General features: G+C 71.1%; 22 protein-coding genes. 3 read left to right on the top strand and 19 right to left on the bottom strand.

Going from position 1 to position 23,021, the window contains the following annotated elements:
* Positions 1 to 72: 72 nt before the first annotated feature.
* The 3 genes from hsaA to QIT00_RS27235 are packed head-to-tail and all read right to left on the bottom strand — an operon-like array spanning position 73 to position 3,670.
* Complete coding sequence (hsaA, locus tag QIT00_RS27245) at positions 73 to 1,290, bottom strand: 3-hydroxy-9,10-secoandrosta-1,3,5(10)-triene-9,17-dione monooxygenase oxygenase subunit (protein WP_456316492.1); 1,218 nt, start codon at positions 1,288 to 1,290, stop codon at positions 73 to 75.
* Positions 1,287 to 2,837: a FadD3 family acyl-CoA ligase gene (locus tag QIT00_RS27240; RefSeq protein WP_282538066.1), complete on the bottom strand. Its 1,551-nt coding sequence runs from the start codon at positions 2,835 to 2,837 to the stop codon at positions 1,287 to 1,289. Before QIT00_RS27240 ends, hsaA begins: the two co-directional genes overlap by 4 nt.
* 35 nt (positions 2,838 to 2,872) lie before the next feature.
* The gene (locus QIT00_RS27235) at positions 2,873 to 3,670 is read right to left on the bottom strand and encodes an SDR family NAD(P)-dependent oxidoreductase (RefSeq protein ID WP_282538065.1); all 798 of its coding nucleotides are present in this window, start codon (positions 3,668 to 3,670) and stop codon (positions 2,873 to 2,875) included.
* A 659-nt stretch (positions 3,671 to 4,329) separates the two neighbouring features.
* Here QIT00_RS27235 and QIT00_RS27230 point away from each other — a divergent pair.
* Entirely contained in the window at positions 4,330 to 4,941 is a 612-nt protein-coding gene (locus QIT00_RS27230; protein WP_282538064.1) for a TetR family transcriptional regulator, read from the top strand.
* 33 nt (positions 4,942 to 4,974) lie between these two features.
* On the opposite strand, the gene QIT00_RS27225 is transcribed toward QIT00_RS27230, so the two are convergent.
* The 16 genes from QIT00_RS27225 to QIT00_RS27150 form a co-directional block, all read right to left on the bottom strand.
* On the bottom strand, positions 4,975 to 5,910 hold the full coding sequence (locus tag QIT00_RS27225) for a 3-oxoacyl-ACP reductase (protein ID WP_282538063.1): 936 nt from the start codon (positions 5,908 to 5,910) through the stop codon (positions 4,975 to 4,977).
* 167 nt (positions 5,911 to 6,077) lie between these two features.
* Complete coding sequence (locus QIT00_RS27220) at positions 6,078 to 6,860, bottom strand: 2-keto-4-pentenoate hydratase (RefSeq protein WP_282538062.1); 783 nt, start codon at positions 6,858 to 6,860, stop codon at positions 6,078 to 6,080.
* Entirely contained in the window at positions 6,853 to 7,485 is a 633-nt protein-coding gene (locus QIT00_RS27215; RefSeq protein WP_408909859.1) for a MaoC/PaaZ C-terminal domain-containing protein, read from the bottom strand. The genes QIT00_RS27220 and QIT00_RS27215 overlap by 8 nt, the downstream gene beginning before the upstream one ends.
* Entirely contained in the window at positions 7,410 to 7,706 is a 297-nt protein-coding gene (locus QIT00_RS27210) for a hypothetical protein (protein ID WP_282538060.1), read from the bottom strand. The genes QIT00_RS27215 and QIT00_RS27210 overlap by 76 nt, the downstream gene beginning before the upstream one ends.
* Positions 7,703 to 8,884 carry a lipid-transfer protein gene (locus QIT00_RS27205; RefSeq protein ID WP_282538059.1) on the bottom strand — a complete coding sequence of 394 codons (1,182 nt, stop codon included), beginning with the start codon at positions 8,882 to 8,884 and terminating at the stop codon, positions 7,703 to 7,705. Before QIT00_RS27205 ends, QIT00_RS27210 begins: the two co-directional genes overlap by 4 nt.
* Positions 8,881 to 9,321 carry a MaoC family dehydratase gene (locus QIT00_RS27200; RefSeq protein WP_282538058.1) on the bottom strand — a complete coding sequence of 147 codons (441 nt, stop codon included), beginning with the start codon at positions 9,319 to 9,321 and terminating at the stop codon, positions 8,881 to 8,883. Before QIT00_RS27200 ends, QIT00_RS27205 begins: the two co-directional genes overlap by 4 nt.
* Complete coding sequence (locus QIT00_RS27195; protein WP_282538057.1) at positions 9,318 to 10,481, bottom strand: acyl-CoA dehydrogenase family protein; 1,164 nt, start codon at positions 10,479 to 10,481, stop codon at positions 9,318 to 9,320. The genes QIT00_RS27200 and QIT00_RS27195 overlap by 4 nt, the downstream gene beginning before the upstream one ends.
* Positions 10,481 to 11,497, bottom strand: coding sequence for a bifunctional MaoC family dehydratase N-terminal/OB-fold nucleic acid binding domain-containing protein (locus QIT00_RS27190; RefSeq protein ID WP_282538056.1), 1,017 nt, complete (start codon positions 11,495 to 11,497; stop codon positions 10,481 to 10,483). The genes QIT00_RS27195 and QIT00_RS27190 overlap by 1 nt, the downstream gene beginning before the upstream one ends.
* Entirely contained in the window at positions 11,494 to 12,660 is a 1,167-nt protein-coding gene (locus tag QIT00_RS27185) for an acyl-CoA dehydrogenase family protein (protein WP_282538088.1), read from the bottom strand. The genes QIT00_RS27190 and QIT00_RS27185 overlap by 4 nt, the downstream gene beginning before the upstream one ends.
* A gap of 55 nt (positions 12,661 to 12,715) precedes the next feature.
* Positions 12,716 to 14,371, bottom strand: a complete 1,656-nt coding sequence (locus QIT00_RS27180) for an AMP-binding protein (RefSeq protein WP_282538055.1) — start codon at positions 14,369 to 14,371, stop codon at positions 12,716 to 12,718.
* Positions 14,372 to 14,394: 23 nt separating this feature from the next.
* Positions 14,395 to 15,153: an SDR family NAD(P)-dependent oxidoreductase gene (locus QIT00_RS27175; RefSeq protein WP_282538054.1), complete on the bottom strand. Its 759-nt coding sequence runs from the start codon at positions 15,151 to 15,153 to the stop codon at positions 14,395 to 14,397.
* A 137-nt stretch (positions 15,154 to 15,290) separates the two neighbouring features.
* The gene (locus tag QIT00_RS27170) at positions 15,291 to 15,962 is read right to left on the bottom strand and encodes a PaaI family thioesterase (protein WP_282538053.1); all 672 of its coding nucleotides are present in this window, start codon (positions 15,960 to 15,962) and stop codon (positions 15,291 to 15,293) included.
* On the bottom strand, positions 15,959 to 16,852 hold the full coding sequence (locus QIT00_RS27165) for a MaoC/PaaZ C-terminal domain-containing protein (RefSeq protein WP_282538052.1): 894 nt from the start codon (positions 16,850 to 16,852) through the stop codon (positions 15,959 to 15,961). The genes QIT00_RS27170 and QIT00_RS27165 overlap by 4 nt, the downstream gene beginning before the upstream one ends.
* 39 nt (positions 16,853 to 16,891) lie before the next feature.
* Complete coding sequence (locus QIT00_RS27160) at positions 16,892 to 19,099, bottom strand: acyl-CoA dehydrogenase (protein ID WP_282538051.1); 2,208 nt, start codon at positions 19,097 to 19,099, stop codon at positions 16,892 to 16,894.
* Between the two features lie 9 nt (positions 19,100 to 19,108).
* Positions 19,109 to 20,269, bottom strand: a complete 1,161-nt coding sequence (locus QIT00_RS27155) for a steroid 3-ketoacyl-CoA thiolase (RefSeq protein ID WP_282538050.1) — start codon at positions 20,267 to 20,269, stop codon at positions 19,109 to 19,111.
* A 205-nt stretch (positions 20,270 to 20,474) separates the two neighbouring features.
* Positions 20,475 to 21,221 (bottom strand): SDR family NAD(P)-dependent oxidoreductase, encoded by a 747-nt coding sequence (locus tag QIT00_RS27150; protein ID WP_282538049.1) that lies wholly within the window; start codon positions 21,219 to 21,221, stop codon positions 20,475 to 20,477.
* Between the two features lie 226 nt (positions 21,222 to 21,447).
* Between QIT00_RS27150 and QIT00_RS27145 the strand changes: the two genes are divergently transcribed.
* Entirely contained in the window at positions 21,448 to 22,611 is a 1,164-nt protein-coding gene (locus QIT00_RS27145) for a Rieske 2Fe-2S domain-containing protein (protein WP_282538048.1), read from the top strand.
* The gene (locus tag QIT00_RS27140; RefSeq protein WP_282538047.1) at positions 22,611 to 22,889 is read left to right on the top strand and encodes a ferredoxin; all 279 of its coding nucleotides are present in this window, start codon (positions 22,611 to 22,613) and stop codon (positions 22,887 to 22,889) included. The genes QIT00_RS27145 and QIT00_RS27140 overlap by 1 nt, the downstream gene beginning before the upstream one ends.
* Positions 22,890 to 23,021 lie beyond the last annotated feature (132 nt).

Raw genomic sequence — 23,021 nt, 5'->3', positions numbered from 1 at the left:
ACAAGTCGGCACCGCCTGAACCCCGGCCTCAGGAACAGGTCCTGAGGCCGGGGTTCAGGCGGTGCCGAGCGGTCAGACCAGGTTGTCCTCGACTGCCAGGCCGAAGACCCCGCGGCCGTACATGGCCAGGGCACGTTCCACGTCGTTGGCCACGTGGACGCTGCCGGCGTGGGCGTCGCGCCAGGCCCGCTCGATGGGGTTGCCGCGCCGCAGCGAATGGCCGCCCGCCGTCTTGAACAGCAGATCGATCGCAGCCACAGCCCGCTCGGTGCCCCTGACCTGGTCCCGTCGGGTCCGCAGCCGCAACTCCATCGGGATCTCCCGCCCATTTGCGGCCAGTTCGGCCAGTTCACGCAGGTTGCGGTCCATCTGCAGCACCGTCGCGTCGATGTCGGACGCCGCCCGTGCGATGGCGACCTGGGCGAAGGGGTCCTCGGCGAACCGGCCACCACCCATGCTGAGGCGGACCCGCTCCTTCATCAGCGAGACGTACGACTCGAATCCGCCGGAGACGGCCCCGATCACCGGCGCGGTGACGGCACTGGTGAAGATCGCACCGAACGGCAGCCTGTAGAGGGGGCCTCGGTTGACCTTCTGGCCCGGCCCCTTCAGTTGCGCCTGCTCGTAGTTGCGGATCACCCGGTGGGCCGGGACGAAGGTGTCGTCGACGAGGATGTCGTTGCTCGCGGTGCCGCGCAGACCGACCACGTCCCAGACGTCCTCGATGCGGTAGTCGGGCCGGGGCACCAGGACGGTGAGGAAGTCCACCGGCCGCCCCTGCGCACCGACCACGAGGGCACCGAGCAGCACCCACTCGGCGTGCTCACAACCGGAGGAGAAACTCCACCTGCCGGTGAGCCGGTAGCCGCCGTCGACCGGGGTGAGCCGCCCCACGGGGGCATAGGCCGAGGACACCAGGGTGTCCCGGTCGTCGCCCCAGACCTCGTCCTGTGCACGCTCGGCGAACAGGCCGAGCTGCCAGGGGTGCACGCCGAGCACCGACGCCACCCAGCCGGTGGAGCAGCACACGGCGGAGATCTCGCGTACCACCGCGTAGAAATCGACCGGATCGCTCTCCAAACCGCCGTAGCGGCGGGGCTGGAGCATCCGGAAGACGCCCGCGTCGGTGAGTTCGCGGACCGTGCGCTCGGGGATCCGCCGCGCCTCGTCGGCGGCGACCGCCCGCTCCACGAGGCCGGGGAGCAGGGTGCGCACCGAATCCAGAACCTCGTTGCCCATCGTGGCGACCTCCGTGTCGTGCGATGTCCAGGTGTCGTGTCGCGGCGTCATGGGTGCCGCAGTCCGGCCTTGTGGATCTTCCCGGAAGCGTTGCGGGGGAAGGCGTCGAGGACGACGACCTCGCGGGGGACCTTGAAGTTGGCCAGCCGTTCGCGGCAGAAGCCGATGAGTTCGGCGGCGTCGGCCGGTGCACCGGGGCGAAGGGTCACATAGGCCCGGCCGACTTCGCCGAGGCGGGCGTCGGGGGCACCGACCACAGCTGCCTCGGCGACGGCACCGTGCCGGGTGAGCACCTGCTCGATCTCCGCCGGGTACACGTTGAAGCCGCCCACGACGAACATGTCCTTGGACCGACCGGTGATCGTCAGATTGCCCCGTTCGTCGAGGCGCCCGATGTCGCCGGTGGCGAGCCAGCCGTCCGGGTCGACGGCCGACGGGGCGTCCGGGGGCTGGTCGAGATAGCCGAGCATCACGTTGAAGCCGCGGACCAGGATTTCGCCGTCCTGCCCAGCGGGCAGCCGCCGCCCCGTGGGGTCGGCCACCACGACCTCGACGCCGTCCAGGGGACGGCCGACGGTCAGGGCGACCGTCTCGTCGTCGTCCCCGGCCGAGCAGGCGGTCACCGTCCCACAGCTCTCGGTGAGTCCGTACGCGGTGAGCACCTCGGGGAAGAGTTCGGCGCGCACCCTCCGTACAAGGGTGACGGGTACGACGGCGGAGCCGGTGACCGCGAGGCGCAGCGAGGTGAGATCGAACCGGTCGCGTCCGGGGGCGTCGAGGAGCGAGGTGTAGATGGTCGGCGGTCCCGGCAGGACGGTGATCCGCTCGGTCTCGATGAGGGACATGGTGCGGGTCGTGTCGAAGACGGCCTGCAGCACCATCGTGGTGCCCTGCAAGACGCAGGCGAGCACACCCGCCTTGTAACCGAAGCAGTGGAAAAGGGGGTTGACGATCAGATAGCGGTCGCCGCGGGTCACTCCGGTGCGTCCGCACCAGGCGCGGTAGGTCAGCAGGTTCTGCCGGTGAGTGGTCAGTGCACCCTTGGGGCGGCCGGTCGTCCCAGAGGTGAAGAGCAGGTCCGAGGGGTCGTCGGGGGCGACGGCCTCGGACCGCGCCGCGGCGGTGGCGTCGGGGACGGTGCGGCCCAGGCGCAGGAAGGCGTCCCACCCTGTGGTGCCGGGGTTGTCGGCGCCGCCGATCAGCACCACGTCCGTGAGGTCGGGCAGGCCTGGCACCGGTGCGGTGCGGTCGGGTCCGGCGCCCAGCATGGCCAGGTAGTCGTGGCCGAGGAAGCCGTTGTCGACGAGGAGCAGGCGCGCCCCGCTCTTCTCCAGGACCCAGCGGGCCTCGTCTCCCTTGTAGCGGGTGTTGACGGGCACCAGGATCGCGCCGATGCCGGTGGCCGCCAGTGCCGCGACCACCCAACGGTGACTGTTGGGTGCCCAGAGTGCGACTCGGTCGCCGTGCGACACACCCAGCGCGATCAAGGACTTGCCGGTCTGGTGCACGGCCTCGCCCAAGTCCCCGTATGTCAGCCGCACTTCGGCGTCCACGACTGCCTCGACCCCGGGGTGGTCCGCGACGGTACGGGCGAGCACCCGAGGAAGAGTCAGCCGGCCATCGGCCTGGTCCATCACTTGCCCACGGCGGGAAGCAGCCGACGGGACGCCTCGTGCGCGCCACGCACCAGTTCGGCACGCGGAAAGCCACTGCGACGCTCGGCCGTCTCAGCGTTGCCGCCGGCCACCCACACGGGGCCGTCCGCGAGCCGCTCAAGGCCCTCACGGGCCACGTCGTCGGGTTCGGCGACGCGCAACCCCGGCAGGTCCATGCGCAGACCGGCCCGCTCCATGGCGGGGGTGCGCGTCACGCCCAGTACCAGTTCCAGGACGTGTACGCCGTGCGGCTGGAGTTCGAGCCAGAGCCCCTCGGCGAAGACCCGGCTGAAGGCCTTCGCCGCCGAGTAGACGCTGATCGTGGCCTGTCCGAGGTAGCCGGAGAGGGAGCCGACCAGCAGGATGCCGCCCCGCCCGCGGTCCTTCATGAGGCCGCCGAAGTGGTGGGCGAGGGCCAGCTGGGCGGTGATGTTGAGGTCCAGGACGCCCTGGACGCGGTCCAGGTCTCCGCTGACGAACTCGTGTCCGTAGCTGTTGGCCCCGGCGTTGAAGATGAGCAGGCCCACCTCCAGGTCCTCGGTCGCCGTGCGGATCCGCATTACCGCGTCGGGCGCGAGCAGGTCGAGGGCGAGGGTGCGCACCTCGACGCCGCGCGCCCTGGCCTCCTCCGCGGTCCGCCGCAAGGGTTCCGGCTTGCGGGCGATGAGCACCAGATTGACGCCGGCGTCCGCGAGTTGGCGGGCGAACGAGGCGCCTACTCCCTCGGACCCTCCGGCGACGACGGCCCACGGCCCGTACACACCCTTGTCGAGCATCGGCTTCCCTTCTGTCGCGTCCCGGTTGCGCTGAACATAGGACCGGTCCGCGCGGCACCGGTTTCGGGCTCCCACTGGCCGGGACGTTGCGGGGTGGTTCCGTTGCTGACGGCGGTCGCTCGTACGACGGGTCTCAGTGACGCGCCCGAACGGCGTCACGCGGCCCTCGCCTGTCTCGTACGGCGAGCGAGGGGAACGCCGGGGGCCGAACCGAGCGGGACGTCGAGGCCGGACAGACGTGCCCGGCCCAACGGCACCGGTACTGCGCGCGGCGTAGAGCCTTGCGATCGGACGCGGAGGCGAGAGCCGCGTCTGACACCGTTCCGGCCATGGGTGAGGAAGGCCTCCTGCGGTCCTGCTCCCGGTCGCCGAGCAGGACCGCAGACAGTCGTGCGCGGGGTTCGGTGGAGTGGCCCGATGGCAGTCTGCTCCTCCACCTGGGTGCCGGCCGGCCGGCAGGCGGCCCCCGAGTACGCGCAGGCGTCGCCGTGCCGCCCGATCTTTTCGTTGACCATGGTGTCCAGGCCGTCCGCGGCGGAGGCGGGGCCCGTCCCACCGACCGGTAGCGTCCCGGGGATGACCGGGGCTCGGACTGACGTGGCGGGCGCGAGCGGCGTAAGGTCGGGGATCGTTCATCGACTGATCTCCGGGGGTGCGGGATGCCGAGAATCGCCGAGGCCAGGGCGGGTGCCGAGCCCAGCTCTCCGAGGCAGCACGCGCGTCGTCGGCGCATCCTGAAGGCCGCCGAGGCGATCGCCGCGGAGACGGGTCTTGAGCGTGTGCAGATGCACGAGGTCGCCAAGGCGTCGGGCGTGGCGATCGCAACGCTCTATCGCTACTTCCCCTCGAAGACCCATCTGTTCACCGCCGTGATGGCCGAGCAGATCGAGCGGTTCGGGGCGCGGCTGCCCGATCGTGCGCCCGACAGCCCGCCTGGGGACGCGGTGTTCGCCGCGCTGGCCGGCGCCACCCGCAATCTGCTGCGGAAACCCGAACTGGCTACCGCGATGATCCAGTCGGCGAACGCGGCGCGGGCCACCACCGTCCCCGACCTCGCGCGCGTGGACACCGGTTTCCAGGACCTGCTGCTCAGGGCCTGGGGCGTGGAGGAGCCGACGGAGCAGCACCGCAGCCGTATCCGGCTGCTCACCTTGCTCTGGTACGGCGTCCTGCAGTCCCGCCTCAACGAACGATCCTCGCCGGCCGAGGCGGACGCCGACCTGCGCATGGCCTGCGAGCTGCTGCTCGCGCCCGAGGAGGACACGGGCTGAGCAGGCCACGGGCGAGCCTCGCGCCGGTGCCGCTCAGCGCGCGCCGGTGGGCTGCGTCCCCGTGGTGTCGAGTTCGGCCACCGAGTAGGCGGCATACGTCCGGTACGGGTCACGGCCCTTGAAGTGGGCCGTGAGCTGCTCGTCGAGCTCTTCGGGGGTGAACACGCCGTCGGCCGCGGTGAACTTCCGTTCCACGGTGGGGGCGGCCATCAGCGCGACCATGTCGCCGTAGACGACGAACACCTGCCCGGTGATCTCGTCCGAGGCGGGCGACGCCAGGTGCGCGACGAAGGTGCCGACCCGCTCCGGCGCCATGATGTCGAGTCCGCCCGTGACGTCCTGGTCACCGGCGCCGAAGGCCTGCGCCGTCATCGCGGTGCGGGCGCGCGGACAGATCGCGTTGGCCCGTACGCCGTAACGGGCGAGGCCCTGCGCGGTGGCCAGCGTCAGGGCGGTGATGCCGGCCTTGGCCGCCGAGTAGTTGGGCTGCCCGGGGGCGCCGAACAGGAAGGCCTCGGAAGAGGTGTTGATGATCCGGCCGTACACGGGGCCGCCTGCGGCCTTGCTCGCCGCCCGCCAGTGCGCGGCCGCGGCCCGGGAGACGGCCGCGTGCCCCTTCAGGTGGACCCGGATCACGTCGTCCCAGTCGGACTCGGTGAGGTTGAACAGCATCTTGTCGCGCAGGACTCCGGCGTTGTTGACGAGGATGTCGAGACCGCCGAAGCTCTCCACCGCCGCCTCCACGAGCCGGTCACCCATGGACCAGTCGCCGACGTCTCCGATGACCGCGACGGCGCCGCGGCCGAGGGCCTTGATCTCGGCGACGACGTCCTTGGCTGCCGGGCCTACATCGTTCACCACCACGTCGGCGCCCCTGGCAGCAACGGCCAGTGCCTCGGCCCTGCCGAGGCCGGAACCTGCGCCGGTGACGATGGCGGTGCGCCCCTCCAGGCTGTGCGTCACGCTCATGATGCGGCTCCCTCTGTCCTTGTACGGGACGGCGGTTGTCCTTGTACGGGATGACGGTGATCAGTGACGGGTAATCACCGAGAGCGCAAAACTAGTACGAATTCCAGTTTCTGCCCGGAGGCTGTCCCGCTGAGTGGGCGCGCTCGACCGTCGGCCCGGCCACCGCTCTACGCGAACCGCACCGCCACGGAACCGAGTCCAGCGAATTCGGCCCGGAAAGCGTCGCCCGTACAGACGTCGACGGCCCGGGTGCAGGAGCCCGGCAGCACCAGGTGACCGGCCTCCAGGGGGACGCCGAACGGCGCCACCTTGCGGGCCAGCCAGGCCACGGCCTCGGTCGGGTCGCCGAGCACGGCGCTCGTGTTGCCCCGGGCGATCTCCTCGCCGTCCTGGTAGAGCACCGCCCCGATGTCTGCCGGATCGAGGCGGTCCGGGGGGACTCGGGCGTCGCCCAGGATCACGCCGGCCGACGAGGCGTTGTCGGCGATGGTGTCGGCGAGACCGATCTTCCACTCGGTGATCCGGCTGTCGATGAGCTCGATCGTCGGCACGATGTACTCAGTGGCCGCGAGCACGTCCGCCGCCGTGCAGTCCTCGCCGGGCAGGGGGCTGCCGAGGACGTAGCCGATCTCCACCTCGATGCGCGGGAAGCAGTAGTGAGCCGTGTCGACGGAGGCGCCGGACAGGACCATGTCGTCGAGAAGATGACCGTAGTCCGGCTCGTCGACGCCCATCATCCGCTGCATGACCTCCGAGGAGAGTCCCACCTTGTGGCCGCGGACTGTGGCGCCGGCCGCCAGTCTCCGGCGGATGTTGAGCAGTTGGATCTCGTAGGCGTCGCTCACGTCGATGCCGGGATACGTGCCGGCCAGCGGCCCGATCGGCAACCGGTCGCGCTCCGCGGTCCACAGCAGTTCGGCGGCGGCGGCGCGCTGCGCGGAGTCAAGCATCGGGGTTCTCCTCCTGGATCGGGTGTCCGTCCGTGGGCGGGGCGGATCGGAAGCGGGCCCGGCCGCCCGACAGGGCCCTGCGGCCCTCGGTGGTCGCCTCGAACCGTGCCTCGCTGTCCGCGCCCGGGTCCGCCAGGACGGACACGTCGAGGCTGTCCCCCGGGAAGACGGGAGCGGTGAAACGCGCCTCCAGCTCCAGCAGTTCGGCCGGGTGCGTACCCAACCGGCGGGCGAGGGCCAGGGTGGTGGCGGCCAGGCTGCACAGGCCGTGCAGAAAGGGTCGGGGCATGCCCGCGGCCCGCGCGGCGGCCGGGTCTATGTGCATGGCATGGCGGTCGCCGAGCAGCCGGTACAGGGCGGCCTGACGGTGGTGGGTGTCGACGCTGAGCCGCCGGGTCGTGGGGCCCTCGGCGCGGGCAGGAGTCGACGGCCCTCTGTCACCGTCGAAACCGCCGCAGCCGGGGGCGAAGAGGGACCAAGTGGCCACGAAGCACTCCGAGGTCACCTCCACCTCGAAGACCGCGGCCGACCCTTTGTCCCACACCTCGGCTACCCGGGAGTGCGTCGTGAGCTCACCGGAGGGCGGCAACGGGCCGCGTACCAGCAGGCGTTGGGCGCCGTGCACGGCCGTGGTGACGTCGAAGGCCCCGAGTTCACCCAGGGCATCGGGGCCCACTGGGCGAGGGTCAGGCCGAAGGTGGGCAGCACCCGCAGGTGTTCCTCGTACACGAGGTCCAGGTCGCTCGCCCGCGCGCCCACCGCGAGCGCGTAGAGGATCGCGTCCCGTTCGGTGTAGGCGACGGTACGAGTGCCGAGGTCGTGGCCGCGCCACGGGGAGACGCTCACCGGTCCGCCCCGAGGACGAGGCCGCTGGTCGGGACTCCGGTGCCCGCGGTGACCAGGACGTGTCCGACGTTCGCGGGCTGGTTCACCGAGGTGCCGCGGACCAGGCGTACGCCCTCGGCGATGCCGTTCATGCCGTGTAGGTACGCCTCGCCGAGCTGGCCGCCGTGGGTGTTCAGGGGCAGGCTGCCGCCGAGCTCCAGATGGCCGTCCGCGATGAAGTCCTTCGCCTCTCCCCTGCCGCAGAAGCCGAGTTCCTCCAGCTGGGGAAGGACCAGCGGCGTGAAGTGGTCGTAGAGGATCGCGGCGTCGATCTCGGCGGGGGTGAGCCCGCTCTGCCGGTAGAGCTGGCGTCCGGTCAGGCCCATCTCCGGAATGCCCGTGATCGTGGGCCGGTAGTAGCTCGTCATCATGTGCTGGTCGGCGCCGAGTCCCTGGGCCGCGCCGCGGATCACCGCGGGCGGATGGGGCAGGTCCCGCGCCCGCTCGGCCGAGACGACCACCAGTGCCTGGCCGCCGTCGGTCTCCTGGCAGCAGTCGAGCAGCCGCAGCGGCTCGGCGATCCAGCGTGAACTCTGGTGGTCTGCAAGGGTGATGGGCCTCTTGTGGAAGTACGCGGCGGGGTTGTTCGCCGCGTGGGCGCGGTCCACAACGGCGACCCGTCCGAAGTCCTCGGTGGTGGCGCCGTATTCGTGCATGTAGCGGCGGGCGAACATGGCCACCCACTGGGCGGGGGTGTTCAGTCCGAACGGTGTCATCCATGCGTACGCGGCACGGTCCGCGGAGGTGTCCATCGGCCGGTCGGCCTGGCCGAGGCCGTAACGCTCGCCCGAGCGCTCGTTGAAGGCCCGGTAGCAGACGACGACTCCGGCGGCACCGGTGGCGACGGCCATGGCCGCCTGCTGAACGGTGGCGCAGGCGGCGCCGCCGCCGTAGCCGATACGGGAGAAGAACGTCAGCTCGCCCATGCCGGTGTTGCGCGCGATGTGAATCTCGGAATTGGTGTCCGCGGTGAAGGTGACCAGACCGTCGACGTCGGACGGCTTCACGCCGGCGTCGGCGAGCGCGGCGAGCACCGCCTCGCAGGCGAGTTGCAGTTCGCTGCGCCCGGAGAACTTGGAGAACTCGGTCGCGCCGATTCCCGCGACGGCGGCGACGCCCGACAAGGGGTGTGTGGTCACCGGGACGTCACCCCCTGCGGCAGGCGCACCGAGACGGTGCCGGTGACGTGGGCACCAAGGCTGTTGGTGCCGGTCACCGAAATGTCGACGCACCGGTCGTCGTCCCTCTTCGCCGCCACCTCGCCGCTGAGCACCATGGTGTCGCCGGGGTGGTTGGGGGCACCGAGCCGGATGCGGATCGCCTTGACGGTGGCAGCCGGTCCCGCCCAGCTGGTGACGTAACGGTCGACAAGACCGTTGCTGGTCAGAATGTTCATGAAGATGTCCTTCGAGCCGCGCTGCCGGGCGAGTTCGGGGTCGTGGTGCACGTCCTGGTAGTCGCGACTCGCGAGGGCCGTGGCGACGATCAGGGTGCGGGTCAGCGGGATCACGAGATCGGGCAACGGGTCGCCGATGCGCACTTCGTCGTACGTCCTGGTGGGAGGCGTCGTCGTCATGAGGCCGCCGTCCCGCCGACGGCTTCGGCCAGTGTGTCGCCGAGGCGGGTGAGGTCCGCTCGGGCGCCCCCCAGGGTGGACGAGAGCTGCTTGCCCCACAGGAAGTGCCGGTGCACCGGGTAGTCCGTGTCCACCCCGATCCCCCCGTGCAGGTGCTGGATCCGGTGCACAGTGTTCAAACCCGCCTCCGCGGCCCACCACTTGGCGACGAGCACGGCGCTCTCGCATACCGCCTCGCTCGTCCCGCCTCCCAGGGCGTCCACGGCGTACCAGAGCGTCACGCGCATTGCGTCGATCTCGATGTAGCAGTCCGCGAGCTGGTGCTGCACGGCCTGGAAGGTGGCCAGCGGACGTCCGAACTGCTGCCGTTCGCGCAGGTGGTCGGCCGCGTGGCCCAAGGCACCCTGGCTCACCCCCAGTTGGATCGCGGCCAGCGCGGCACGAGCGTGCCGTACGGTCCAGTCGACGACGCCCGTGCCGGGGGCACCGACGGCTTCGGCCGGGGCTCCGTCCAGCGTGAGGTGACCGCTCAGATCGTGGCTGGTGGTCTCCGCATACTCCCATGTCGTCCCGGCGGCGTCGCCGGCGACCAGGAAGAGCCCGGTGCCGCTGGCGGTGCGGGCACTGACGAGGACGTGTCCGGCGCCGGACGCGGCCGGCACGACGGCCTTGGTGCCGGTCAGGCACCAGCCCGGGGCGCCTTCGGCACTGTGAACCCCCTCGCCGACGCTGCTCGTTGGTGTGGCCGTGACCTCAGGTGCCCCCGGATCCGCGGGGCCGAACTCCTCCAGCGCCACGGTCAGCCGGGCCGTGCCCGCCACGACAGGCGGGAGCAGCTGGGCCCGCAGGCTCGGATCGCCGTGCGTGGCGACCGCGAGCGCACCGACGAGCGCGGGCCACAAAGGCACCGGCGCCACCCGCCGCCCCTGCTCCTCGAGGAGCACGCACAGACCGCCCGCACCGAGCCCGGCGCCACCCGCCTCCTCGGGCAGTACGGCACCGAGGAGCCCGGCCCCGGCCAGATCGCCCCAGAGGCGGTCATCGACGCGGGTCGCCGACGACTCCACGGCGCGCAGCCGGTCAGGGGAGGCCCGATCGGTGAAGATCTCACGCGCCAGGTCCCGCACCGCTTCGAGCTCTTCTCCCAGGGAGAAATCCATCAGTTGGTCTCCGTCGCAGCGGGCCGGAACACCGGCAGGGACAGGTCGGGGTCGGCGTCGAGCCAGTCGAGGATCAGCGGCATTCCGATCGCCACGTCCTCGATCGCGACGCCAGTGAGACCGGCGATGAGCCGAGTGCCCTCTTCCAGGGCCACGACCGCGATGAGGTGCGGAAATTCGAAGGCCGGGTGGCGGGGGTGGTGGTTCACCACAAAGCTGTACACCTGAGCGCGGCCAGAAGCCTCGACGGTGTCCCACGCCAGGGAGCCGCACTCCGGACAGCAGGGACCCGGCGGATGGCGCAGCACGGAACAGGCCGCGCAGCGCTGGACGAGAAGACGGTGCTCCCGCGCGCCCTCGAACCAGAAGGCGTTGTCCCGGTTGACTGCGGGGCGAGGCCGCAACGAACGCGACTCCGGCACCCGCGCAGGCTCCGGCTCCGGCTCCGGCTCCGGCTCCGGCTCCGGGGGACGGAAGCGCAGGGTGCGCCAACGCTGTGTGGCGACGGTTTCCCCGTCCTGGTCGCTGTAGGTCTTCAGGGTCGTGACGAACCTTCCGGTCCCGAGCCCTGTGCGCTTCTCGGCCGAGATCGACTCGACGACCTCGCATACGGCGACGTGGTCGCCCACCACCAGCTCGCGCACGAACTCGAACTCGGAGTCGGTCGCCACCACCGAGGTGTAGCCGCCCGCGTCGAGCAGTTCGAGCAGCTCGTCGAAGCCCCGGCGGCCCGGCGCGGACGCGGACACGGCGGACGCGCCGTACCCGCGCATCGTCCACGCCTGGATCATGGATGCCGGGGCGACGACCCCAGGGCGGCCCGTGGCATGGGCCGCCTCGGTGTCGGTGTACACCGGGTTGGCGTCACCCATGGCCGCAGTCCAGTGCCGGATCATCGGCTGGTTGACGGGGTCGGGGCCGGGGGTCCGTGCGTTCAACTCCCGCCCGACGAACGCCTGTAGGCGCTCCTCGTAGTCGGAGCGACCCGCGTGGTCGGCATCGGCAACGCCCTTCATGCGCCACGCCCCGCCCGGGGCAGGCCCAGCCCGTGGGTGGCCACCATGTCGCGCAGGATCTCGTTGACGCCGCCGCCGAAGGTGTTCACGATGCCCTGTCGGGAGAGCTGTTCGACCTGGCCTGAGAGGACAGCCCCGGGTGACTCGGGCCTGATGCGCCCCGCCGCGCCGAGGATCTGGGTGAGTGAGCGCTGAACGTCGATATGTGTCTCGGTCCCGTACACCTTCACAGCGCCGGCGTCGGCGCCTTCGAGCGTGGACGCGGCGACCGCGGCCGTCATCTTCCAGTTCATCAGCCGCATCGCCTCAAGACGGGCGTACGTACGGGCGAACTCGTCGCGGACCCAGGGCAGTTCGGCTGTCCCGTTGGCCTTCGCCCACTCAAGGACGCGCTCCCAGAGCTGGATCATGCGTCCGCCGAGCGCGGCGAGCCCGATGCGCTCGTGGTTGAGCTGTGCGGTGATCAGCCGCCAGCCGCAGTCCACCTCGCCGACCACGTCCTCGACGGGCACCCGGATGCCGCTGTAGTAGGTGGCGGTGACGACCATGCCGCCCACCGTCGGCAGCGGGCTCCACGAGAAGCCCTCGGCGGCGGTCGGCACGATCAATATGGAGATGCCCCGGTGCTTGGGGGCGTCCGGGTCGGTCCTGGCGGCCAGCCAGATGTAGTCGGCCGTGTTCGCGCCACTGGTGAAAATCTTGCTGCCGTCCACCACGAAGGAATCCCCGTCGCGCCGCGCCCGGGTGCTCAGAGCGGCGAGGTCGGTGCCCGCTCCGGGTTCCGTGTAGCCGATGGCGAACACGATGTCGCCTGCGAGGATGCCGGGAAGGAACCGCTTCTTGTGCTCCTCGGAGCCGTGCGCCATCAGCGTCGGCCCCACGGTGTTCACGGTGACGAACGGGAAGGGCAGACCGGCGCGCTGGACCTCGTCGAAGAACACGTACTGCTCCTCGGCGGACCGGCCCTGGCCCCCGTACTCGGTGGGCCAGCCGATGCCGAGCCAGCCGTCGGCGCCGAGCCGTGCGACCACCTCCCGGAAACGGCTTCCGCCCACGCCTTCCTCGCCTGCCCGGCGGCGCTCCTCCTCGGGCATCAGGCCCGAGAAGTACGCCCGAAGCTCCCGGCGCAGCTCTAGCTGCGCTGCGCTCTCGCGCAGTTGCATCTGGTTCTCCTTGGTCGTCACGCCGGACGTGGTCCCGGCAGAGGGCCGGTTGTGGTCAGGGAAGGAAGCGTGCGCGCCCGTTCGCGTGGAACTCGTCGCGCAGGGCCGCCTTGTCCTCGTCGGTCATCGGGGCGTACGCAGGCCGGCCGCGGCCGACCCAGCGGTGGACGGGGTCGTCGGTGCGCCAACCTGCGAGCTGCATCTCCTTCTTGCGCAGCTTGTTGGAGCCAGTCGTCGGCAGGGCGTGCGAGACGCGGACGAAGCGAGGCGCCCCCTTGGTGCCGAGGTCCTCCTGCCTGGCCAGGAACTTCGCCAGGTCCAGGTCCTCGAAGCGGGTCCCCTCCGCTATCTCGATCGCGGCCATCACCTGGTCTCCGGAGCGCGGATCGGGGACACCGAAGACACCGGCGGCAAGCACGCCGGGATGCCGACGCAGGATCCGTTCGGTGAGGAGCGCCGAGGTGTTCTCGCCGTCGACCCTGATCCAGTCGCCGGACCGGCCAGCGAAGTAGAAGTAGCCGGCCTCGTCGACATAGCCGAGGTCGCCGGTCCAGTACCAGCCGTGGCGTACGCGTTCCGCGTTGGCCGCCTCGTTGTTGTAGTACCCCTCGAAGCGGGCGGCGCCCTCGGTGTCGACGATCTCGCCGATGGCGTCCTCGGGGTTGAGGACCCTGCCGTGGAGGTCGAGCACGGCCGCTGGGCAGCGGGCCCGGCTGTCCGGGTGCACGATCCGCACGCCGCCCCGCGCGGGCACGCCGAGCGCGCCCGTGGGGGCGTCCGGCGCCCGCCGGAGCAGGCCGGCACCCTCGCTGGATCCGTAACCCTCGACGAGCCGGCAGCCGAAGCGGCTCAGGAAGGTGGCGGCGTCCTCCGGCGATGCCTCGGTGCCGAACGCGTGGGTCAGCCGGTTGTTCCAGTCCTCCGGCGTCCGCGGCTGCCCCAGGATGTAGCCGATCGCCTTGCCCACGTACGTGAAGTAGGTGGCCGAGAAGTGCCGTACGTCCGGCAGGAACCCGGAGGCCGAGAACCGTTCGGTGAGGGCGATGGTGGCCCCCACGGTGAGCGCCGGGGCCCAGAGCGCCATCAGGGCGTTGCCGTGGAAGAGCGGCATCGGGCAGTAGCAGATGTCCTTACGGCCGATGTCGTACTTGGCGCTGTTGGACGCGCCGAGTGCGGCGAGACGACCCTGGGAGCAGATCGCGGCCTTGGAGGTGCCGGTGGTCCCGGAGGTCAGCAGGAGCAGCATCCGGGTGGCGGCGGTCACCTCCGGGGTCGCGGTCGGCTCCGTGGTGTGTGCGGCGAGCCGGGCCGCGTACTCCGGTGCGTCCACGATCAGGAAGCGGTCCCGGTCGACGCCGATGTCCAGGCCGTCGAGCAGGGCGAGTCCGGCCTCGTCGGTGACGATCAACTGGCAGTCGGTGTGCCTCACTTCGCGCTCCAGCTCGGCGCCGCGCCGTGTGGGGTTCATGCCGACGACGGCCGCGCCGCCGAGCGCGGCGGCGCCCAGCCAGAAGACGTACTCCGGGACATTGTCCAGGAGAACTCCGATGTGGAAGGGCCCCTCAGTGCGCAGCCGGCTCGCCCAGGCGGCGCGGGCGGCGCTTTCCCGGACGACCTCGTCCCAGGACCAGCTGCGCTCACGGGTGCGCAGACCCACGTGGTCGTCCCCGGCCCGCGCGAGCAGCAGGTCGGCAATGGTGTGGTGTGGCACGGTCGGTCCCTCTCGCAGGTCCGTCAGTCGAAGTTGGCCTGTCCGCCGTCCAGTGGGACGGTCGCGCCCGTGAGGTAGCGGGCGTCGGGGCCGCAGAGCATGACGACGGCGCGACCGATGTCCTGCTCGCAGTCGCCGACGTAGCCGAGCGGTATGGAGGCGCAGAACTCGGCCGCCTCCTGCGGGTGTTCGGCCTGCCACTTCCCGTACGACGGTGAAGTGGCATGCGGGGCGATGGCGTTCACCCGAATTCCGTCGCGGCCCCATTCGCCAGCCGCGGTGCGGGTCAGGGAGCGCAGGGCCACCTTGGCCGCGGCGTACGCGCCGTACGTGCGCAGGTCCCAGCGGACCATCGCGGAGGTGACCAGATTGACCACCGATCCGCCGTTCTTCTTGAGATGCGGATGAGTGGCCTTCATGAGGGCGAAGGCGGCGAACGGGCCGCTGTGGAAGCCCTTCTGGAAGTCCGCGTCGCTCATGGAGAGCAGCGGGCCGTAGGAGCCGGTGTAGGCGTTGTTGACGAGGATGTCGATGCGGCCGAAGCGCTCAGCGACGGCGGCCACCACGTCGGGGGCGCGCTCGGTGTCGAGCACGTCGAAGACGAAGGGCTCCGCCTCCACCCCACGGGCTCGCAGTTCTTCGCAGACCGCGGTCAGCTTCGCCGCCGTACGCCCTGCCACGGCGATGGAGACACCCTCGGCGGCGAGCGCGAGAGCGATGCCACGCCCCACCCCCTGCCCGGCTCCGGTGACGATCGCGACCCTGCCTTCGAGGCTTCCCATCACTCTCCCTTTTGGTAGCGGCGCTCCGGGGTGACCCGCCAATGGCGGCCTCCCCGCGCCCGCGGCCCATCCTCGGCGCGGGCCCGTGCGGGGCGGTGCTCCGCTCCCGCTCAGTGGTACGAGGGGGCGAGTCGGGCTCAATCCGGGCGCGGCAGGTGCTTGTTGATGAACAGACCCTCAGCCGTGACGCATTCGCGGCCGCCGGCCGAGATGGCGCCGACCGTGCGGATGCGGGACCCGTCCACGGACACTTGCCGAGCCGTGATCGTCAGCGGCTCGAACAGCGGTGTGGGGCGCCGGTAGCGCAGGGTCAGTTCGGCGGTCATGCCCGAAGGGCCGCCCCAGTGGTTCGCCACGCCGAGTGTGTGGTCGAGCAGGAGCGCGGAGACACCGCCGTGGACGTGTCCCGGCGGGCCCTGGTAGGGCAGGCCGAGGGTGACCGTGCCCTGGATCGACCCGTCGTCCATGCCGTGCAGGGTCAGCGGCGGGGCGATGGCGTTCTCGGGTCCGGTGACCGGGTCGTGGCGGGTCACCCCCTCGCCCTGCCACATCACGGCCAGACGTGCCGCCCGGTCGGGGGCGTGTGCCTCCAGGTGATCCGCCACGGCGATCAACTGTGCGGTGACGGCGCCGAGTTCGAGGCCGGTCTGGTCACCCGCGGCGAGCAGTCCCGCGATCACCCGGCGGGCGGCGTCGACCGCGGCGTCGACGCCGTCGTCATGGGGCGTGGCGACGAGTAGAGGCGCGTCCCGACGACCCGTCTCGCCCGTCTGATGCCCCGTGCCCGTCTCCCGCGTGCCGGCGCTCACGCGCGGACCGTCGCGGTCGCGTGGGTGAGCACCGGCGCGTCCGAACGCTCCGGGCAGGTGGAGCGCAGGACAAGCCGCTCGGCCCCGTCCGCGTCTGTGCCCGCGCCGCGCCAGACGGAGGTGCGGATCGTCTCCCCCGGGGTCAGCGATCCGGCGAACCGTACGTTCAGGCCGGTCAGTCGCGTCACGTCGCCGTCGAGGAGTCCGTCGACGAGGGCCTTGCCGACCAGGCTGTACGAGGCGAGGCCGTGCAGGATCGGGCGGTCGAAACCGGCGGCCTTCGCGAACTCCGGGTCGGCATGCAGGGGGTTGAGGTCGCCGTTGAGCCGGTACAGGAGTGCCTGCCCGGGTGTGGTCGACGTGTCAAGGACGTGGTCGGCCGGGCCCTCGGGCTCGGGCACGACTTCCTCCGGTCCCGGCTCGCCTCCGAACCCGCCCTCGCCCCTGACCCAGATGCGGGTGGTCGTGGTCCACAGGGCCTCGCCGTCGGGCGCGTTGGCGGCCGACTCGAGGACGATCAGCGCCGCCTTCCCCTTGTCCCAGACCTCGGTGACGCGTGAGGTGAGTGTCGCGGTGCCTGACACCGGTAGCGGGCGGTGGATCGCGAGTCCCTGTCCTGCATGCAGCATGGAGCGCAGGTCGATGTCGATGCCGGGCATCGCGTTGCCGATGGCGGGGGCGTCACCGGCCGAAGGCCCGGAGCCCGCGACCACGGCGAAGGTCGGAAGGACCGTGAGGCCGCGTTCGTAGGTGAGGTGCAGTTCGGGGCCGGTGGCCGCGTCGGCTCCGGCGCCCAGGCTGAGGTGGTAGAGGAGCACGTCACGGGTGCTCCAGCTGATGTCGCGCCGGGACGGTTCGGCGCCGAGCGCCTTGTGCCGGTCGATGGGCATGGACGGCCTTTCGGGTTCGGGCAGTTGGGAAGGTGGACGTCAGGCCGGGCGCGATTTCCGCACTGGTTCGGGGTCGCGCGGCAGGCCCAGCAGCCGCTCGCCGATGATGTTCAGCTGGACCTCGGTCGTACCGCCCGCGATGGACATGCAACGAGAGTTGAGGAACATCCAGGTGGGGTCGTGCCGACGGCCTTCACCGGTCAGCGCGTCCGTGCCCTGCCATTCCACGCACATCTCCCAGACCTGCTGCTGGTGTTCGACGCCGAGCAGTTTGGCGATGCTGGCCTCGGCGCCCGGCTGCTGCCCGGCGACCGAGCGAAGAGTCGTGCGCAGGCCGAGCAGGGCACCCGACTGTCCGTCGCACAGGGCGCGGCCGAGCTCGGTCAGGCGTGCGTCGTCGACGATGTCCGGTGTGGCCGCGGCCATGTCGAGGAGCGTCTGGGCTCCCGAGCCCACGGTGTCGTCCGAGAGGGCAACGCGCTCGTTGGCGAGGGTGATGCGGGCAAGTTTCCAGCCGTCGCCGGGTCCCGCGACGAGCAGATCGTCGGGGATGAAAACCTGGTCGAGGAAGACCTCGTTGAACTCGGCCTCACCGGTGATCTGCCGCAGCGGTCTGATGTCGAGGCCGGGGCTCGTCATGTCGAGGAGGAAGTACGACAGACCTTTGTGCTTGGGCACGTCGGCGTCGCTGCGGGCGAGCAGGACACCCCAGTGGGCGTCGCGGGCCATGGAGGTCCACACCTTCTGTCCGGTTATCAGCCAGCCGCCGTCTGCCTTCTCCGCGCGAGTGGTCAGACCCGCGAGGTCCGAGCCCGCCCCTGGCTCGCTGAACAGCTGGCACCACGCCAGGTCGCCACGGAGGCTCGGGGCCAGGAAGCGCTCCTGCTGCCCGGCGCTGCCGTGGGCGATGAGCGTCGGCACCACCCAGCCACCGATGATCATGTCCACGGGGGTCAGGGCGGCCGCCCGCAACTCCTCGGCGATGACGAGCTGCGTCACGGCGTCGGCTCCCTTGCCCCAGGGGGCGGGCAGATGCGGTGCCGTGTAGCCGTCGTCGGCGAGCCGAGTCAGGCGCTCCTTGCCCTCCAGTGCGGCAGCTGCGCGGAGTTCGGCCCGTACGGAGGCGCGAGCGCTCTCCGCCTCAGGCGGCAGCTCGACACTAAGGGTCCTGCGGGCCCCTTCCAGAGTGAGGCGGGCGACCCGGCGGCGCCAATGGGCCGTCGAGCCGAGGGTGATGCGCAGGGTCTGGGCGCGGCGCAGTGCGAGATGCGCGTCGTGCTCCCAGGTGAAGCCGATGCCGCCGAGGATCTGGATGCAGTCCTTCGTGGTGGCGAAGCCCGCCTCCACACTGGTCGCGGCGGCCACGGCGGCGGCGAGCGCCGCCTGGCTCGGATCGGTCCCGGCGCCAGGGTCTGCCGCACGTGCCGCGTCCCAGGCGCAGGCTCTGGCCTGCTCGGCCTGGGCGAGCATCCGCGCGCAGCGGTGCTTGACCCCCTGGAACTGACCGACCGGTCGGCCGAACTGCTCGCGCACCCGGGCGTAGTCGGCGGCGGTGGTGACGGAGCGGTCGGCGATGCCCGCCGCCTCCGCCGCGAACAGCGCCGCGGCCAGGTCGACTGGCCCGTGCTCGTCGACGTCGAGGATGTCGGGGCCCCGGACGATCACGTCCCGCAGCCGCAGCCTGGACGAGCGGCGGGTGAGGTCGTGGCTCGCGACGTCGTCCACCGACGCCGCGGAACGGGGCAGCACGATCCAGGCGAGGCCATCGCCGTCGCGGACCGGTAGCACGAAGAGGTCAGCGAGGTGGCCGCCGACGACGAGTTCCGATTCTCCGCTGACGCTCGCTGTGCCGTCCTCGGCGCGGGTGAGACCGAGAGTGCCGGGAGCGAGTCCGACCGCGCCGATCCGGCTTCCGCCGGCGAGCGCGGCCAGCGGTTCGGTGTGCCCGGCCCGGTGCAGTACGGCTGCGGCGAGGGTGCTGGGCAGAAGCGGCCCCGGAGCCAGGGCGCGCCCCAACTCCTCAATGACTACGGCAAGTTCAAGCAGACCGTAGCCGGATCCGCCGTGCTGCTCGGGCAGATGCAGGCCGAGCAGCCCCTGCCGGGCGAGTTGCCCCCAGTACGGCGGCGGGGTCTCGTCCTTGGCGTCGACGGCGCGGCGGACGGCGTCCTGGGTGACGTGCCGTTCGGCGAAGGTGCGGACGGCGTCGCGCAGGTCGCGGTGTTCCTCGGTGAGACCGATGGTCATGACGCCCCCTCAGATGCGTTCGATGATGGTGGCGGTGGAGTGCGCGCCACCGGCGCACATGGTGACGAGCGCGGTGGACCGGTCTGCGCGCTCCAATTCGTTCACGGCCTGGGTGATGAGCCGGGCGCCGGTGGAGCCCACCGCATGGCCGAGAGCGATGGCTCCGCCGTTGACGTTGACCTTGGCCATGTCTGCCTTGTGGACCTGCGCCCAGGACAGCACCACCGAGGCGAACGCCTCGTTGATCTCGACCACATCGATGTCCCCCAGCGTCATCCCAGCCCGGCGCAGCACGTGCGCGGTGGCCTCCACGGGCCCGTCCAGGTGGTAGTACGGATCGGAGCCGACCATGCCGGAGGCGACGATCCGCGCGCGGGGGCGAAGGCCGAGCCGCTCGGCGCGCTGCTCGCTCATCAGCAGGACGGCGGCGGCCCCGTCGCTGATCTGGGAGGAGTTGGCGGCGGTGTGGATGCCGTCGGGGATCACCGGCTTCAGCGCGTCGACCTTCTCCGGCGTGGTGGCGCGCAGCCCCTCGTCGCGGGTGACGCGGGTGGTCTCGCCGGTCGGCCCATCGGGTCCGTGCACGGGCGCGTCGACCTCGATGATCTGCCCGTCGAAGCGCCCTTCTGCCCAGGCGGTGGCGGCCTTGCGCTGCGAGGCGACGCCGAAGGCGTCCGCGTCGGCGCGGCTGATGCCGCGCTTGCGGGCGATGCGCTCGGCGGCGTTGAACTGGTCGGGCATGTCGAGGGCGAAGTCCGCCGGCACCGGCGACCCGGTCTCCGGGGTGAGCGCCTGGCCGAGGAAGACTCGGCTCATCGACTCCACGCCACAGCCGATTCCCGCCTCGATCGCGCCGGAGGCGATGAGCCCGGCGACCAGGTGCACGGCCTGCTGGGACGAGCCGCAGGCGCAGTCGATGGACGTGCACGCGGTGGTGGGCGGCAGTCCGGCGTGCAGCCAGGCGTTGCGGGTGACGTTGTTGGACTGCTCCCCCGCCTGGGTGACGCAGCCGCCGATCACCTGCTCGACCACCTCCGGTGCTATGCCCGAGCGGTCGATGAGCCCTCGCTGGGTCAGGCCGAGCAACTGCGCCGGATGCAGGGCGGACAGGGCGCCGCGGCGCCGGCCGACCGGCGTGCGCGCGGCGTCGACGATGACGGCCTCGGCCATGGTTCTCCGTAAGGGTGGGGCGGCCCGGCATCCGACAGCGGGACGGACGAGCCTGGTTGGCCACCGGCTCCGGGCGGAGCGGTGACTGACGCGAGCGGCCCGGAGGTGGGACCGGGTCAGCGCCACACCCAAAAACTAGAATTGGTTCTCGTAAGGGGCAAGCGTCAGTCCCAGTGAGTGACTTCACGCCCGCGATCGCGCCACGTCATATGTGGGACCCCCCGTCCACCCGCACCTCGGCGCCGGTGAGGTAACTCCCGTCCATGGACGCCGAGAAGGCGATGACTGCGGCGATCTGTCCCGGGTCTGCGGCACCGAACGGCGGACGGATCCGCGCGTAATGGCTCGCATCCAACTCGGGCGGCAGCACCTGCGGCCCGACGAGCGGGGTACGGACCGTACCGGGCGATACGGGCACGACGCGGATCCCGCGGTGCGCCACCTCGGCGGCGAGGGACAGCGAGAAGGAGAGGACCGCTCCCTTGGACGCCGCGTACGCGGTCATGAAGGGGGTGCCGTGCGCCGCCGCGGAGGACGCCACATTGACGATTACGCCGGTGCCGTCCGGGAGTTGGGGCAGCACCTCACGGCAGAACAGCGCCGTACCCACCGTATTGACCGCGAAGAGCTGGTTCAGGTCCTCAACGGTGAGCCGCTCGATCGGTGTGGTGCGGTGGATGCCCGCCACGTTCACCAGGACGTCGACACCCCCCAGTTCGGCGACGGCCGCACGCACGGCGTCCACCACCGCGCCCTCGTCACCCACGTCGGCGACTCGGGTGACGATCCGCCCGGGCCCGGCCGCCGCGACGGCTGTCGCTGCCAGGCCGTCGCCCGAGAGGTCGACGGCGAAGACGGCCGCACCCTCGGCCACCAGACGGACCGCGGTGGCCCGCCCGATGCCCGAGCCCGCCCCGGTGAGTACGACACGGACGCCCTCGAAACGGTTCATCACGGCCCCTTTTCTGGCTGCGGCGCACAGGAGGACACACGGACAGAGGCACAGGACCATACCGGCGCCCCGGACGCGGGTCGCGGAGCGTCCCACTGACCGGAAGCACCTTCCGACCGACCCGGTCGCCCGGTTCCGGTCAGTGGGACGGGCGCCGGTGGCGGCGCGCGGCCCGGCCTACCGTCGGGACGGTGGAGAAGTCGCGTCCTGAGGGGATGAGATCAACGTGAGCGCAGTCGAGTCAGAGCACGACGCAGTCCGGTCCATCGACGCCGGGGCGGCGCCGACGCGCTTCGCCCGCGGCTGGCACTGCCTGGGCCTCGCCGAGAAGTTCAAGGACGGCAAGCCGCACTCAGTACAGGCCTTCGGCCAGAAGCTGGTCGTGTTCCAGAGCGGCAACGGCACGCTCAACGTCCTCGACGCCTACTGCCGGCACATGGGCGGCGACCTCTCGCAGGGAACCGTCAAGGGCGACCAGGTCGCCTGCCCCTTCCACGACTGGCGCTGGGGCGGGGACGGCCGCTGCAAACAGATCCCGTATTCCCGGCGGGTGCCCCTGCGGGCCCGGACCGCCGCCTGGCCGACCCTCGATCAGGACGGGATGCTCTTCGTCTGGAACGACCCCGAGGGCCATCCGCCGCCCGCGGACGTCACCATCCCGCGCATCGAGGGCGCCACGAGCGAGAACTGGACCGACTGGGTCTGGTACGAGACCGAGGTGGACGCCAACTGCCGTGAGGTGGTGGACAACGTCGTGGACATGGCGCACTTCTTCTACGTGCACTACTCGTTCCCGACATACTTCAAGAACGTCTTCGAGGGCCACACCGCCACCCAGTACATGCGCGGTTCCGGACGGCCCGACGCCCGCCCGCAGGAGCAGGACGGCAGCCGCGCGAAGACCACGGGCAGCAATTCGGTGGCCACTTACCACGGCCCGTCGTTCATGATCGACGACCTAGTCTACGAGTTGGACAGCGGTGAGGCGCAGTGCGTCCTGATCAACTGCCACTACCCGGTCAGCGCCGACAAGTTCATTCTCCAGTACGGCATCATCGTGAAGCGCTCGGACACGATGTCGGACAACGAGTCCGAGCAACTCGCGGCCGCCATGGCCGAGTTCATAAAGTTGGGTTTTGAGCAGGACATCGCGATCTGGAAGAACAAGACCCGGATCGACAATCCGCTCCTGTGCGAGGAGGACGGCCCGGTCTATCAACTGCGCCGCTGGTACGAGCAGTTCTATGTGGACGCGGACGCGGTGCGCCCCGAGATGACCGACCGCTTCGAGTTCGAGCTCGACACCACCCGGCCCGTCGAGGCCTGGCAGCGGGAGGTCGAGGACAACCTGGCCCGCAAGGCCGCCGCCGCGAAGACCCCGGCCGCCTGATGGCGCCCGAGGACAACCGCCTCACCGACGGGGCGCCGATGCGCCCGGTGTCCTGCGGGCAGTGCGGCAGCCGGGTGCTGGTACGCAAGAGCAGCTGGCAGCAGACGAGCGTGCAGTGGAACAGCGAGGCGCTGCGCGGCTGCAGGGAGCACATTGCCGCCACGTCCGGCCCGGCCGCGCCCGCCGGCTTGGAGACCTGCCACGCCCTGGTCGCGACCATCCGCGCTGCGACCCTGAACGTCACGATCGAGGTCCTGGACGACGATCGCGCGGGCTGAACCCGGAAGCGGGCCTGTCTTTGAACTTCCCACGAGATAGGGGGAGTTCAAAGACAGGCCCGCTGCGCCATGCTGCCGGTCATGCTCGGCAGCGGCGGGTTCCGCGCAGCCGTAACCGACCACGAGGACATC

The organism is Streptomyces luteolus (assembly GCF_029968015.1).
In the GTDB taxonomy this organism is placed as follows: Bacteria; Actinomycetota; Actinomycetes; order Streptomycetales; family Streptomycetaceae; genus Streptomyces; species Streptomyces luteolus.
Note: the sequence above shows the minus strand (reverse complement) of the source record. Positions and strands in the feature narration are given on the sequence as shown.

Bases quoted from the DNA above. Each gene is read 5' to 3' on its own strand.
- hsaA (WP_456316492.1), bottom strand. From the start codon at position 1,290: ATGACGCCGCGACACGACACCTGGACATCGCACGACACGGAGGTCGCC.
- QIT00_RS27235 (WP_282538065.1), bottom strand. From the start codon at position 3,670: ATGCTCGACAAGGGTGTGTACGGGCCGTGGGCCGTCGTCGCCGGAGGG.
- QIT00_RS27230 (WP_282538064.1), top strand. From the start codon at position 4,330: ATGCCGAGAATCGCCGAGGCCAGGGCGGGTGCCGAGCCCAGCTCTCCG.
- QIT00_RS27225 (WP_282538063.1), bottom strand. From the start codon at position 5,910: ATGAGCGTGACGCACAGCCTGGAGGGGCGCACCGCCATCGTCACCGGC.
- QIT00_RS27220 (WP_282538062.1), bottom strand. From the start codon at position 6,860: ATGCTTGACTCCGCGCAGCGCGCCGCCGCCGCCGAACTGCTGTGGACC.
- QIT00_RS27200 (WP_282538058.1), bottom strand. From the start codon at position 9,321: ATGACGACGACGCCTCCCACCAGGACGTACGACGAAGTGCGCATCGGC.
- QIT00_RS27195 (WP_282538057.1), bottom strand. From the start codon at position 10,481: ATGGATTTCTCCCTGGGAGAAGAGCTCGAAGCGGTGCGGGACCTGGCG.
- QIT00_RS27190 (WP_282538056.1), bottom strand. From the start codon at position 11,497: ATGAAGGGCGTTGCCGATGCCGACCACGCGGGTCGCTCCGACTACGAG.
- QIT00_RS27185 (WP_282538088.1), bottom strand. From the start codon at position 12,660: ATGCAACTGCGCGAGAGCGCAGCGCAGCTAGAGCTGCGCCGGGAGCTT.
- QIT00_RS27175 (WP_282538054.1), bottom strand. From the start codon at position 15,153: ATGGGAAGCCTCGAAGGCAGGGTCGCGATCGTCACCGGAGCCGGGCAG.
- QIT00_RS27165 (WP_282538052.1), bottom strand. From the start codon at position 16,852: ATGCCCATCGACCGGCACAAGGCGCTCGGCGCCGAACCGTCCCGGCGC.
- QIT00_RS27160 (WP_282538051.1), bottom strand. From the start codon at position 19,099: ATGACCATCGGTCTCACCGAGGAACACCGCGACCTGCGCGACGCCGTC.
- QIT00_RS27155 (WP_282538050.1), bottom strand. From the start codon at position 20,269: ATGGCCGAGGCCGTCATCGTCGACGCCGCGCGCACGCCGGTCGGCCGG.
- QIT00_RS27150 (WP_282538049.1), bottom strand. From the start codon at position 21,221: ATGAACCGTTTCGAGGGCGTCCGTGTCGTACTCACCGGGGCGGGCTCG.
- QIT00_RS27140 (WP_282538047.1), top strand. From the start codon at position 22,611: ATGGCGCCCGAGGACAACCGCCTCACCGACGGGGCGCCGATGCGCCCG.